Source organism: Marivita sp. S2033, assembly GCF_046592965.1.
GTDB lineage: Bacteria > Pseudomonadota > Alphaproteobacteria > Rhodobacterales > Rhodobacteraceae > Marivita.
On sequence record NZ_JBISBV010000002.1, the window covers coordinates 74,742 to 87,610 of the forward strand.

A 12,869-nucleotide genomic window follows, 5' to 3' on the forward strand; every position below is an offset into this window, starting at 1 on the left:
CGCGCCGATCAGGCAATCGCGCCGAGCGCGCGTCGGCCGATCATCCATGTCAGGCAGATGCCCGCGCCGTAAGCGACGCCGAGGAACAGGAACGGCCCCAACATCGGAGCGCCATGGTAGAGCGCAATCAGCAGCGGTGTGCCGGTCAGGTTACCCACGTTCCCCATCTGCGCCATCGCACCGTTCGCCAGGGCGCGCGCGTTTGGATCGGGGTTGAGTTGCGGCACCAGCGCAAAGCCAGAGCCCTGCACAAAGGCCATTGCCGCGAACAGCGCCAGAACGCTGAGCGTTGAAAACCCGCTTGCCAGCGTCAGTATGGCCGCCAGAAGGCACACGCCAAATCCGCCGATCACTACCGGCCAGGCGCGTATCCGCGACAGCAGGTAGATACCCGCCGTCAACGACACCGCGATCGACACCAAGGGAGCGGCCGAGCCGAGCCAGACGGGTGCGGTGCCGCCGGTCAGCAGGGGCAGGACCGTCAGCACCGATACGAATGTCAGCGTATAGCACAGCCATGCCATCGCAGGGGTCGCGATGCCCGGGGTTGCATAGGCGGTGACGTGGCGTTCAAGGAGCGACCCTTGAGACAGTTGCGGCGCGGGTTCGGACACGGATTTCGGCAAGACCACGGCGCAGAGAACGCCCGCCGCAACCATCCATAGAGCGTGCGACAGGATCAAGGCCGAGAGGCCGCCAAGGGCAATGATGCTTGGCGCAACGATGGCGAGCAGGGCAAAGGCCACCCCGAAAAACGTGCTCCAGAGCGTCAGCGCGGCGGGGCGCAGACGATCCGGCGTTGTCTCGGCAATCAGGGTCGGGGCGGCGACCACGATCAAGAGGTGCGACACGCCCTCGATCACGCGGCTCGCCATGAGCCACGGCATCGACGGCAGGCTGGCTTGCCACAGCGACACCAGAGCGCCCAACGCCAAGGCTCCGATCAGGGCGCGGCGGGTGCCGATGCGGTTTACCACCATGCCGGCAAAAAGGCCGAGCACCACGCCGACAAGGCTGATCAGCGAAATCGCAAGCCCCAGCGTCGTGTCGCGGCCACCGTAAACTTCGCTGAGCGTGATGAAACTGACCGCCAGCTTGGAGAACTGGCCCGCCGCGCCGAGACCGGCCAGATAGATCACCAATGTCAGGAGTAGCGGATGCCTCATGCCGGCCCTTTCGAGTGTCGCGCGACCAATGGCCGAAGCGACAGGACGCTGCAATGGCACAAGGCGTTTTTCTTCTGTCGCGGCTGCGTTATCTAACAGCGCATGACGCAATTGCATCCCTCGCTTCAAGGCTGGTTCGACACGCGCGGATGGACGATCCATCCGCACCAGCGCGCCATGCTGGAACGCGCCCAAGACCCGTGCCTGCTGCTGATTGCGCCCACCGGGGGCGGCAAGACGCTGGCCGGGTTCCTGCCGACGCTCACCGAATTGGCGCACACCCCGCACGAGGGTATGCACACGCTTTATGTCAGCCCACTCAAGGCGTTGGCGGCGGATATCAAGCGCAATCTGCGCACGCCCATCGAAGAGGCTGGTCTGGATATCCGAGTCGAGGACCGCACTGGCGACACCTCGGCGCATATCAAGAAACGTCAGCGGGCCGACCCGCCGCATATCCTGCTGACGACGCCTGAATCGCTGGCGCTTCTCACCAGCTACGAAGATGCGCCGCGCATGTTCAAAGGCGTGCAGAGGGTGGTGGTGGATGAGATCCATGCGCTGGCCGAAAGCAAGCGGGGCGATCAGTTGATGCTCGCGCTGGCGCGGTTGCAGGCCATGTGCCCTGATCTGCGCCGTGTCGGGCTGTCGGCCACGGTGGAAAACCCCGAAGCCATTGCGCGGTTTCTGGCCCGTCACCCCGATCCTTGCGAGATCCTGATCGCCGATCCGGGGCCGGACCCTGACATCGCGATGCTGGTCACCGACGAAGCGCCGCCGTGGTCCGGTGGCGGAGCGAAATACGCCATTCCGGCGGTGCTGGAACAGGTCAAGCGGCACAAGACCACGCTGATCTTTCACAACACCCGCGCGCAGGCGGAGATCTTTTTTCACAACCTCTGGCTTGCCAACGAGGACGCTCTGCCGATTGGTATCCATCACGGCAGCCTTGATCGCGGCCAACGCGAGAAGGTCGAGGCGGCGATGGTGCGCGGCGATCTGCGGGCGATCGTGTGCACCGGGTCGCTGGACTTGGGGATCGACTGGGGCGACGTGGATCTGGTGATCCAGATCGGCGCGCCGAAGAACGTCAAGCGGCTGGTGCAGCGCATCGGGCGCGCGAACCATCGCTACAACGCGCCAAGCAAGGCGCTTCTGGTGCCTGCCAACCGGTTCGAAGTGGTCGAATGCGTGGCAGCACTCGATGCGGTACGGGCGCACGAACTTGACGGAGAACCGCGCGGGCGCGGGCCGCGCGATGTGCTTTGCCAGCATATCCTGATCGCCGCCTGTTCCGGTCCGTTCGAGGCGGATGACCTCTATGCCGAGATGACCGCCGCCGGGGCCTATGCCGACCTGAGCCGCGCTGAATTCGACGCTTGCCTGAACTTCTGCGCCACCGGCGGCTATGCCCTGCGCGCCTATGACCAGTGGCAGCGGCTCAAGCAATTGCCGGACGGGCGCTGGCAGTTGCGCGATCCTCGTTCGGCGGCACGGATCCGGCAGAACATTGGCACCATTCAGGATACCGACACGCTCAAGGTCAAATGGCGCGGTCGGGGCGGTGCGCCGCTGGGCGAGATCGAGGAAGGGTTTGCCGCCACGCTCACAAAAGGTGACACGTTTCTCATCGGCGGCCAGATCGTCCGCTACGAGGGCTTGCGCGAACTCACGGTCGAGGTGACGCGCGATGCCGGGAAAAAGCCCAAGATCGCCACCTTCATGGGCACGAAATTTGCCACCTCCACCCAGCTTTCGGCACGGATCGTGCGGATGTTCGAGCAGGACGACTGGCCCGACCTGCCCCGCCACACGCGCGACTGGCTGCACATGCAACGCCGTGTCAGCCGCCTGCCGGAACCGGGCAGGCTTCTGATCGAGAGCTTTCCCCATGACGGGCGCGAGCAGCTGGTGGCCTACGGCTTTGCCGGGCGCAACGCGATGCAGACCCTGGGGCTGTTGCTCACCAAGCGGATGGAGGAAGAGGGGCTCGCCCCGATGGGCTTTGTCGCGACCGATTACGCGGTGCTGATCTGGGGGCTGGATGCGGTTGTCGATCCTGCACCGCTGTTCGATCTGGCGGCGCTGGAGGCGGGGCTTGAGGGCTGGCTGGCCGGCAACGCGGTGATGAAGCGGACGTTTCGCGCGTCAGCCACCATCGCCGGTCTGATCGAGCGTAACATTGGCGGACAGCGCAAGACCGGGCGGCAGGCGACCATGTCATCCGATATCCTCTATGATACCCTGCTGAAATACGACCCCGACCATCTGCTGATGCAGATCACCCGCGAGGAAGCGATGCGTGGTCTGGTCGATTTCGCCCGCATCCGCGACATGGCCGAACGGGTGGGCGACCGGATCGACCTTGTGCGGCTGAACCGTGTGACACCACTGGCTGCTCCGCTGTTCCTGGAGCCCGGGCGCGTTCCGGTGCGCGGCACGGCGGATGAGCGATTGCTGGAAGAAGAAGTGACGCGGTTGATGGAGGAAAGCGGGCTCGCTCAGGTTACGGCAGAGCCGTCAAAACCGAAATGGCGCGTCCCGTTCTAGTGATCTTCCGAAGAACGGGCCACGCCGAATGCGCAGCCCGTTTTGCCGGTTACGTCAGATCGCGATAGGATATTTCCGGGACATCCTTGCCCGACTTGCCACGCCGCACGATCAAGCGGTTGAGGGCGTGAATATACGCCTTGGCCGATGCGACAACCGTGTCGGTGTCGGCCGACTGTCCGGTGGCGATCATGCCGTTCTCTTCCAGACGCACGCTGACCGTGGCCTGAGCGTCGGTGCCTTCGGTGACGGCGTTCACCTGGTAAAGCTGCAACTTGGCCTTGTTGGGATGCAATATCCGGATCGCCTTGAACGTGGCATCGACCGGGCCATCTCCCTCGCTGACCGCCGATTTGTCCTCGCCGTCGATCTCCATTTCAAGCGTCGCCTGCGCCGGGCCGCCGGTGCCGCAGACCACGCTCAGATTGACCAGTTGCAACGCATCGTCGCCTTCGGTGGTGGCCGAAACAAGCGCGAGGATGTCGTCGTCGAACACCTCTTTCTTGCGGTCGGCCAGATCCTTGAACCGGACGAAGATGTCCTTGAGCTGGTTGTCGCCAACATCGACACCGAGCTCCTTGAGCTTGGCGCGCAAGGCAGCGCGGCCCGAGTGTTTGCCCAAGGGCAGGGAGGTGCCGGCAAGGCCCACATCCTCGGGGCGCATGATCTCGAAGGTTTCGGCGTTCTTGAGCATGCCGTCCTGGTGGATGCCGCTTTCATGGGCAAAAGCATTCTTGCCGACAATGGCCTTGTTGAACTGCACCGGGAAGCCCGACACCGTCGCGACACGGCGCGAGATGTGCATGATCTTCCTGGTGTCGATATTGGTATGGTAGGGCATGATGTCATTGCGCACCTTGAGCGCCATCACCACCTCTTCGAGTGCGGTGTTGCCAGCGCGTTCGCCCAGACCGTTGATGGTGCACTCGATCTGGCGCGCGCCGCCCGCGACAGCGGCCAGCGAATTGGCCGTCGCCATGCCAAGATCGTTGTGACAATGGGTGGCGAACACCACATCGCTCGCGCCCGGCACGGTCTCGATCAGGCGGCGGATCAGATCGGCGCTTTCCACTGGCGCGGTATAGCCGACGGTGTCGGGGATGTTGATCGTGCTGGCGCCGGCCTTGATCGCGATCTCGATCACCCGGCAGAGATAATCCCATTCGGTGCGCGTCGCATCCATCGGCGACCATTGCACATCGTCACACAGATTGCGGGCATGGCTGACGGTCTGTTCGATCCGGTCGGCCATTTCATCCATCGTGAGGTTGGGAATGGCGCGGTGCAGCGGCGAGGTGCCGATAAAGGTGTGGATGCGCGGTTGTTTCGCGGGCTTGATCGCCTCCCAGCAGCGGTCGATATCAGGAAGCTGTGCTCGGGCGAGCCCGCAGATCACCGATTGCTTGGCGCGTGTGGCGATCTCGTTCACCGCGCGAAAGTCGCCTTCGGACGCGATAGGGAAACCGGCCTCGATGATATCGACGCCCATGTCATCCAGCAACTCGGCGATCTCGAGCTTTTCGTCATGCGTCATCGTGGCGCCGGGGGATTGTTCGCCGTCGCGCAAGGTGGTGTCGAAAATCACCACGCGGTTGGTGTCAGTGTTGGTCATGTCAGTGGTCTTTCTCTCTTGATCCAAATCCGTTGGCGCGAAACGGTCTCCCCTGAGCGGTCGCGCCGGAACGGCAACGCTCAGAGGCGGATTAGGAGAAGACGGGTGGCCAGCGCAAGAGGCGCGCGGGTGCGCGAAACCGATGCGATATGGGCGAAACCTGTCATGCGGGCGACTATACGCGGGAAAATCGGAATGAAAAGCCATCAAATTTGAAAAAAGTGCCCCTAGGATCGGGACACTTTCCAGTGCTTCTTTGGGCAATAAATACCTCGGGGGTTTGGGGGCTGGCCCCCATTCCTCGCTAGAGGCCGGGATAAATCGGAAAGCGGGCGCACATCGTGCTTACTTCTTTGCGCACCTTGTCCTCGACGTCCGCATTGCCGTCTTCGCCATTGGCCGCCAGCCCATCGACGACCTCGATGATCCAGTCGGCGATCTGGCGGAATTCGGCCTCGCCAAAGCCCCGCGTTGTTCCGGCCGGGGAGCCGAGGCGGATGCCGCTGGTGATCGTCGGCTTTTCCGGATCGAACGGCACGCCGTTCTTGTTGCAGGTGATGTTGGCACGCCCCAGCGCCTTTTCGGTGGCGTTGCCCTTCACGCCCTTGGGGCGCAGATCGACCAGCACGACATGCGTATCGGTGCCGTGGGTCACCGTATCGAGTCCGCCCGTGATCAACTGATCCGACAGCGCCTGGGCGTTGCGGATGACGTTTTGCTGGTAGGTCTTGAACGACGGATCAAGCGCCTCGCCGAAGGCCACGGCCTTGGCGGCGATGACATGCATCAGCGGGCCGCCCTGGATACCGGGGAAGATGGCGGAATTGAACTTCTTGGCCAGCGCTTCGTCATTGGTCAGGATCATGCCGCCGCGCGGGCCGCGCAGGGTTTTGTGGGTGGTGGTCGTTGCGACATGTGCGTGCGGGAACGGGCTGGGGTGTTCGCCAGCAGCCACGAGCCCTGCGAAATGCGCCATATCGACCAGCAGGTACGCGCCAACGGAATCGGCGATCTCGCGCATGCGGGCAAAGTCGATCTGGCGTGGGATGGCGGAGCCGCCGGCGATGAGAAGTTTCGGCTGGCGTTCGGTGGCGAGCGACTGGACCTGATCGTAGTCCAGCAGGTTGTCCTGTTTGCGCACCCCGTATTGCACCGCGTTGAACCATTTGCCGGACTGGTTCGGCTTGGCACCGTGGGTCAGGTGGCCGCCGGCGTCGAGGCTCATGCCGAGGATGGTATCACCGGGTTGCAAGAGCGCGGTGAACACGCCCTGATTCGCCTGACTGCCCGAATTCGGCTGCACGTTGGCAAAGTCACAGGCGAACAGCTTGCAGGCCCGCTCGATCGCGAGCGTCTCGGCGACGTCGACGAACTGGCAGCCGCCATAATAGCGCCGGCCCGGATAGCCCTCGGCGTATTTGTTGGTCATCACAGAGCCTTGCGCTTCCATGACGGCGCGGGACACGATGTTTTCGGACGCGATCAGCTCGATCTCGTCGCGCTGGCGGCCCAGCTCGTCGGTGATGGCGCCGAAAATGTCTGGGTCGGCATCGGCAAGCGATTTGGTGAAAAATCCGGTGTCGCGGTGCGGAGCATTCATGGGCTGGGCCTCCTAGATGCGGTTTTTGGTTGGCGACTACGTATAGGACACGCGACAAAAGGCAAAGCCGCGAAACCGACGCGCAACGACAAAGCTGCGTCACGGGTGGCGTGCTGGGCGCGTTTGTGATTGGTTTGAAACCAAAGAACCCGATAGGAACCTGTCTTACATGTCACTGCGCATTGCCTTTGCCGCAAGTCACGCGCCAATCGCGCAATCCGCAAAGGCCGGATTGACCCGGCGCTATGGCGATCACGCCGAAGACGGGGCGGATGTCATTGTGGCCCTTGGCGGTGACGGGTTCATGCTCGACACGCTGCACCGCACCCAGGAACTGAACGCTCCGGTCTATGGCATGAACCGGGGTACGGTCGGTTTCCTGATGAACGAATATTCCGATCACCGGCTTGAAGACCGGCTGGCCGAAGCCGAGGAAGCCGTCATCAATCCGTTGTCGATGACGGCCGAAACCCGAGACGGCAGGTCGCATCGCGCGCTGGCGATCAATGAAGTGTCCTTGTTGCGCGCAGGGCCGCAAGCGGCGCAGTTGCGCATCATCGTCGATGACAAGGTGCGGATGTCGGAACTGGTCTGTGACGGTGCGCTGGTCTCGACGCCCGCCGGATCGACGGCCTATAATTATTCCGCGCACGGACCGATCCTGCCGATCGGATCGGATGTTCTGGCGCTCACCGCGGTGGCCGCGTTCCGCCCGCGCCGCTGGCGGGGTGCGTTGCTGCCCAAATCCGCCGAAGTGCTGTTCGAGGTCATCGACCCGGAAAAACGCCCGGTGATGGCGGAAGCGGATTCGCGCGCCGTGCGCGACGTGGTGCGCGTGACTGTCCGGTCGGAGCCCAGCATCGCGCACCGGGTTCTGTTCGATCCGGGGCATGGGTTGGAAGAACGGCTGATCCGCGAGCAGTTTGTCTGAGCGTCAGACGGCGTTTCATCGCAGCAACACGGTCTTGCCCAGATATTGTCATGTGCGACGGCGAGGATGCCCGCTGTGCGCCGCTCTGGCGGTGCCTGTTCGAGGGAAGGACGCATCATGCGTATTTGGGCAATTGCCGGACTTGCGATGCTTTGCGCCAGCGGAGCGTTTGCGCAGGAGCGTGCACGATTGAACGATCGTGGCGCCGTGCTGGGGTGGGAAGCGGTCGGACGCCTTGATCTTGGCAGCGGCACCTGCACCGGAACGCTGATCGCACGGGATCTGGTTTTGACGGCGGCGCATTGCGTGGTCGACTCCGGCAGCGGACAGGTTCTTCCGGTGGACAGCATGGTGTTCCGCGCCGGCTATACCAACGGGGCATCGAACGCGACGCGCGGAGTGCGCAAGGTCGTGGTCGCGGATGGTTATCTATCGGCCAGCAATCTGACAGACCGCATCCGCCGTGATCTTGCCTTGTTGCGGCTGGATAGCGAGATCTTCAGCAGTGAGGCCGATCCGTTCAAGATCCACGCCAGCGCCACGGACGAGATGCGCGTGACCCTCGTGTCCTATGGGAGGGGGCGCAACGAGGCGTTGCAACGCGAATCCGGGTGTCGATTGACCGAAACCTATCGCGGCGGGGTGATGACCTTCGATTGCGACGTGACGTTCGGATCTTCAGGCGCGCCCGTGTTCACGCGCGAAAACGGGCTTCTGCGCATCCTGTCGGTGATCTCGATGATGTCAGAGGCCGAGGGGCGGGAGAAGGAAGCGATCGGCATGTCGCTGCCTGCGGTTGTCGCCGCGATGAAGCGCGAAATGCGCATGGACGCCGCGCAGGCACCGGTGACGGCGGGGGCAAAACGGGTGAGCGTCGGGCAACGATCCTCCGGAGGCGCGCGCTTTGTACGACCTGGCGGATAAAGCTTCGCAGGGTTCGACGCTGACCCGTTGCGGCAAGAGCGGTCGCGCTAAAAATACGCGCCTCGACGGAACGCCACGCTCTTCCGAGCGAACCGGATCTCTCCAAGATGCACAGCTGGATTCTGCCGCGAAAAGCCGATCGTAGATCAAGGCGGCTCACCTTTGCCTGTCCGAAACGTGCATAGATGTGAAAATTCTCTCGATCAGAAACATGTAGGTTGACCGAATAAAGATATTCGATTTGGGAGGATTGATTGATGAAACACCATCTTTGCGCGGTGCTTGCCGCCGCGACCCTGTCTGCAAGCTCCGCATATTCGCAAGACGCCGCGTTTGGGACGGACACCGATACCGCGTATGCGCAACTCTTGTGGGACATCATGATCGAGACTGAAATGGCCGGTGATAGGGCGATCCGCAGCTTCCCATACGAGGGCACCGATCCGCACGGCATGATGCTGGAGACATTTTATACCACTGCCGAGGTGGACGGGCATAGCGGTCCTCTGGTCATCAAGCGAAATTATGGGCCAGAAGGCGTGTCGGTCGACGAGGTGCTGGGCAATCCGGACCAGCACCTTGATGCCGTTACCATCATGTTCAAACGTGAAGCGGGTTACGATGCGGAGAATGGAGACTGGTTCTGGGCCAAGTATCTGCCTGACGGGTCGCTCGACAAGAACCCGGCCGGGCTGCAATTGGCGGGGCGGGTCGCGAAAGGCACGGATGCCGGATGCATTGCCTGCCATTCCGGCGCGGCGGGCGAGGATTACCTGTTCACCACGGATCATCTGGCGAATTGACGCGGCGAAAGCTGGCTGAAAGGCACTTCGAAGTGCCTTGCGTGTCGCTCCAACACGGCATGGCGCTTATCCGTCCGTCAGCGCGCCGTTGATCCATTCGCCGGTCGCTTCTTCGCCGGTGGCATAGCGCATGGTGCCGGTGCCCTGGCGTTTGCCATCGAGGAATGCGCCTTCGTAGACATCGCCGTTGGCATAGGTCGCGGTGCCGGTTCCGCTGATTTCGCCCTTGGCCCAGTCGCCGGAATAGGTAAAGCCGTCGGCCATCGTGATCTTGCCGGTTCCGTGGCGCTGGCCGTCCTTGAACTGGCCGATATACACGGTGCCGTCGGTATAGGTCGCGGTGCCCTGACCGTCGCGCTGGCCGTTTTTCCAGTCACCTTCGTACTTGTAGCCGTCCGGATAGGTCATCACGCCTGTGCCGTGGTTGCGCGCATTCTTGAATTCGCCCTCGTAGACCAGCCCGTTGGCATAGACCGCCTTGCCGGTGCCGTCGATCACCCCGTCGACCCAATCGCCCTCGTAGGTGGAGCCGTCGGGATAGGTGATCTTTCCGGTGCCGTTGGCCAGGTCGCCACGGAACTGACCTTCATAGATCGAACCGTCGGGATAGGTCACTTTGCCCTGTCCCTCGATCTGCCCGGCGACCCAATTCCCGTCATACCGATAGCCGTCGGTGCCGATGAAGGTGCCTTGCCCGTGGCGCAGATCGTCCTTGAACATGCCGTCATAGATATCGCCGTTGGCATAGATCACCTTGCCTTGCCCGTCGCGACGCCCGGCCACCAGTTCGCCTTCGTAGATGTCTCCGTTGGATTGCGTCAGGGTGCCGGTGCCGTCGATCTGCCCGTCCTTCCACATGCCCTCATAGATCAGGCCATCCGGCATTGTCAGCTTGCCTTGCCCCTCGCGTTCGCCATCGGCGACGCGGCCTTCGTACAGCGATCCGTCGGGATAGGTGATGGTGCCGTTGCCTTCCTTGACGCCATTCACCCAATCACCCTCGTAGACATAGCCACCGGGGCTTTGCATGGTGCCGCGTCCGTGGTGCAGGGCGTTGCGAAAGGCGCCTTCGTAGCGCACGCCGTTGGCATACATCGCGACGCCCTGGCCGGTGATCTTGCCGTCGAGCCACGAGCCCTCATAGGTAGAGCCATCCGCAAAGACGATCTTTCCAATGCCTTCGGGTTTGCCCTTGGCGAACTGGCCTTCGTAGACCGAACCGTTGGGAAAGCGCGCCACACCCTTGCCGCGAATCTCTCCGTCGACCCAGTCGCCGGTGTATTCATAGCCGTTGGGCAACCGGTAGGTGCCGGTGCCGTGTTGTAGCCCGCCGCGAAACGTCCCTTCGTAGACGCCGCCGTCATCGTATTGCTTTGTCTGGACGTCGCCGTCCTGCGCCGATGCCGCGCCTGTCAGCGCCAGCGCGACCGCTGCGCCCAGAATGACCGATGTGCCCGCTCTCATGTGCCTGTTGTCCCGTTCATGTCCGTTGCCATGATCTTGCCGTCCAGATCCTAAGCGACAGGGCCGGGTCAGACAATGTCTTATACGACAACGTGCTTTCCCTCGGGCGGGGTTCTGCTATGTCAGCCAGCGATATCGGAGAAGGAAGACGCCCCATGACCGACCGGTTTCGGATTACGCTGGCGCAGTTGAACCCGACGGTGGGCGATCTTGCCGGAAACGCCGCCAAGGCGCGCGCGGCATGGGAGCAGGGGCGGGATGCGGGGGCCGATCTGGTGGCGCTGCCCGAGATGTTCATCACCGGCTATCAGGCGCAGGATCTAACCGTGAAGCCGGCTTTCGTGGCTGCGGTGCGCGATGAGATCGAGAGCCTGGCCGAGGCCTGTGCGGATGGTCCGGCGCTTACGATCGGTGGACCGTCGGTGGGCGAGGATCTGCGGTTGCACAACAGCTACTTTACGCTTGATGGCGGACAGATCGCATCGGTGGTGCACAAGTATTTCCTGCCGAATTTCAACGTGTTCGACGAGGTGCGGCTGTTTTCGCGCGACATGATGCAAGGCCCGGTCGCCGTGCGCGGCGTGCGCATCGGGATGCCGATTTGCGAAGACACCTGGTATCCCGACGTGGTCGAGGCGCTGGAGGAAAGTGGTGCGGAATTCCTGCTGGTGCCCAACGGATCGCCCTATTTTCGCGACAAGTTCGAGACGCGGCTCAACCACATGGTCGGGCGCGTGATCGAATCGCGCCTTCCGTTGATTTATCTCAACATGGTGGGCGGGCAGGACGATCAGGTGTTTGATGGCGGCTCGTTCGTGCTCAATCCCGGCGGTGAAAACGTCGTGCAACTGCCGGTGTTCGAGGAGGTTGTCAGCCATGTCGATCTGGAGCGGACACCGGACGGATGGCGCGCATTGCCGGGCGATTTTACCCAGCATCCGGGCGACATGGAGCAGGACTGGCGCGTCATGGTCACCGGGTTGCGGGACTACATGGCCAAAACCGGGTTCGCCAAGGTCTTGCTTGGCCTCTCTGGTGGGATCGACAGCGCGATCGTGGCGACGATTGCCGTTGACGCGCTGGGCGCCGAGAACGTGCGCTGCGTGATGCTGCCGTCTGAATACACGTCCGAAGCCTCATTGGAGGATGCCAAGGCGGTCGCCGAGGCGCTTGGGTGTCGCTATGATTTCGTGCCCATTGCCGCTACGCGCGATGCTGTCACGCAGACCTTGGCGCCGTTGTTCGAGGGAACCGAACCCGACCTCACCGAGGAGAACATCCAGTCGCGCATACGCGGTCTGCTGCTCATGGCGCTGAGCAACAAGTTCGGGGAAATGCTGCTGACGACCGGCAATAAATCCGAGGTCGCGGTGGGTTATGCGACGATCTATGGCGACATGGCGGGCGGGTACAATCCGATCAAGGACATGTACAAAACCCGCGTCTTTGACGCGTGCCGCTGGCGCAATGCCAATCACCGCGACTGGATGAAGGGTCCGTCCGGAGAGGTGATCGCGGAGCGGATCATCGACAAGCCGCCTTCGGCCGAATTGCGTGACGATCAGAAAGACAGCGATTCATTGCCGGATTATCCGGTGCTGGACGGAATTCTGAAGATCCTTGTGGACGAGGATGGCTCGATCGCCGATTGCGTCGCCGCCGGGTATGACCGGGCGGATGCAAAGAAGGTGGAGCATCTGCTTTATATCAGCGAATACAAGCGCTTCCAGTCCGCGCCCGGCCCGCGCCTGTCGAACCGGGCGTTCTGGCTGGACCGGCGTTATCCCATCGTCAACCGCTGGCGCGATCCGTCGTAACG

At 62.6% G+C, this 12,869-nt stretch carries 9 protein-coding genes; 5 read left to right on the forward strand and 4 right to left on the reverse strand.

The genetic code is table 11. The features are described from left to right. Positions 1–8 precede the first annotated feature (8 nt). A complete protein-coding gene (locus ACGKZZ_RS04465) occupies positions 9–1,166 on the reverse strand; it encodes an MFS transporter (RefSeq protein WP_411222273.1) in 1,158 nt (385 codons plus the stop codon). 102 nt (positions 1,167–1,268) lie between these two features. Here ACGKZZ_RS04465 and ACGKZZ_RS04470 point away from each other — a divergent pair, with 102 nt between their 5' ends. Further along, on the forward strand, positions 1,269–3,716 hold the full coding sequence (locus ACGKZZ_RS04470) for a ligase-associated DNA damage response DEXH box helicase (protein WP_411222274.1): 2,448 nt from the start codon (positions 1,269–1,271) through the stop codon (positions 3,714–3,716). 49 nt (positions 3,717–3,765) lie between these two features. On the opposite strand, the gene ACGKZZ_RS04475 is transcribed toward ACGKZZ_RS04470, so the two are convergent. Then, positions 3,766–5,328: a 2-isopropylmalate synthase gene (locus tag ACGKZZ_RS04475; protein ID WP_411222276.1), complete on the reverse strand. Its 1,563-nt coding sequence runs from the start codon at positions 5,326–5,328 to the stop codon at positions 3,766–3,768. Between the two features lie 304 nt (positions 5,329–5,632). Further along, positions 5,633–6,928 carry a serine hydroxymethyltransferase gene (gene glyA, locus ACGKZZ_RS04480; RefSeq protein WP_411222277.1) on the reverse strand — a complete coding sequence of 432 codons (1,296 nt, stop codon included), beginning with the start codon at positions 6,926–6,928 and terminating at the stop codon, positions 5,633–5,635. A 169-nt stretch (positions 6,929–7,097) separates the two neighbouring features. Here glyA and ACGKZZ_RS04485 point away from each other — a divergent pair, with 169 nt between their 5' ends. From ACGKZZ_RS04485 to ACGKZZ_RS04495, 3 genes are all read left to right on the forward strand, one after another. After that, a complete protein-coding gene (locus tag ACGKZZ_RS04485) occupies positions 7,098–7,859 on the forward strand; it encodes an NAD kinase (protein WP_411222278.1) in 762 nt (253 codons plus the stop codon). Positions 7,860–7,976: 117 nt separating this feature from the next. Continuing rightward, positions 7,977–8,783, forward strand: coding sequence for a trypsin-like serine peptidase (locus ACGKZZ_RS04490; RefSeq protein WP_411222280.1), 807 nt, complete (start codon positions 7,977–7,979; stop codon positions 8,781–8,783). 257 nt (positions 8,784–9,040) lie between these two features. Continuing rightward, positions 9,041–9,586: a cytochrome P460 family protein gene (locus tag ACGKZZ_RS04495; protein WP_411222281.1), complete on the forward strand. Its 546-nt coding sequence runs from the start codon at positions 9,041–9,043 to the stop codon at positions 9,584–9,586. Positions 9,587–9,652: 66 nt separating this feature from the next. On the opposite strand, the gene ACGKZZ_RS04500 is transcribed toward ACGKZZ_RS04495, so the two are convergent. Further along, positions 9,653–11,050 carry an MORN repeat-containing protein gene (locus ACGKZZ_RS04500; protein WP_411222282.1) on the reverse strand — a complete coding sequence of 466 codons (1,398 nt, stop codon included), beginning with the start codon at positions 11,048–11,050 and terminating at the stop codon, positions 9,653–9,655. Positions 11,051–11,205: 155 nt separating this feature from the next. Here ACGKZZ_RS04500 and ACGKZZ_RS04505 point away from each other — a divergent pair, with 155 nt between their 5' ends. Continuing rightward, positions 11,206–12,867, forward strand: a complete 1,662-nt coding sequence (locus ACGKZZ_RS04505; protein WP_411222283.1) for an NAD+ synthase — start codon at positions 11,206–11,208, stop codon at positions 12,865–12,867. Positions 12,868–12,869: the final 2 nt, after the last annotated feature.

Excerpts from the sequence above, each read along its gene's own strand:
- ACGKZZ_RS04465 (WP_411222273.1), bottom strand. The coding sequence starts at position 1,166 with ATGAGGCATCCGCTACTCCTGACATTGGTGATCTATCTGGCCGGTCTC.
- ACGKZZ_RS04470 (WP_411222274.1), top strand. The coding sequence starts at position 1,269 with ATGACGCAATTGCATCCCTCGCTTCAAGGCTGGTTCGACACGCGCGGA.
- ACGKZZ_RS04475 (WP_411222276.1), bottom strand. The coding sequence starts at position 5,328 with ATGACCAACACTGACACCAACCGCGTGGTGATTTTCGACACCACCTTG.
- glyA (WP_411222277.1), bottom strand. The coding sequence starts at position 6,928 with ATGAATGCTCCGCACCGCGACACCGGATTTTTCACCAAATCGCTTGCC.
- ACGKZZ_RS04485 (WP_411222278.1), top strand. The coding sequence starts at position 7,098 with ATGTCACTGCGCATTGCCTTTGCCGCAAGTCACGCGCCAATCGCGCAA.
- ACGKZZ_RS04490 (WP_411222280.1), top strand. The coding sequence starts at position 7,977 with ATGCGTATTTGGGCAATTGCCGGACTTGCGATGCTTTGCGCCAGCGGA.
- ACGKZZ_RS04495 (WP_411222281.1), top strand. The coding sequence starts at position 9,041 with ATGAAACACCATCTTTGCGCGGTGCTTGCCGCCGCGACCCTGTCTGCA.
- ACGKZZ_RS04500 (WP_411222282.1), bottom strand. The coding sequence starts at position 11,050 with ATGAGAGCGGGCACATCGGTCATTCTGGGCGCAGCGGTCGCGCTGGCG.
- ACGKZZ_RS04505 (WP_411222283.1), top strand. The coding sequence starts at position 11,206 with ATGACCGACCGGTTTCGGATTACGCTGGCGCAGTTGAACCCGACGGTG.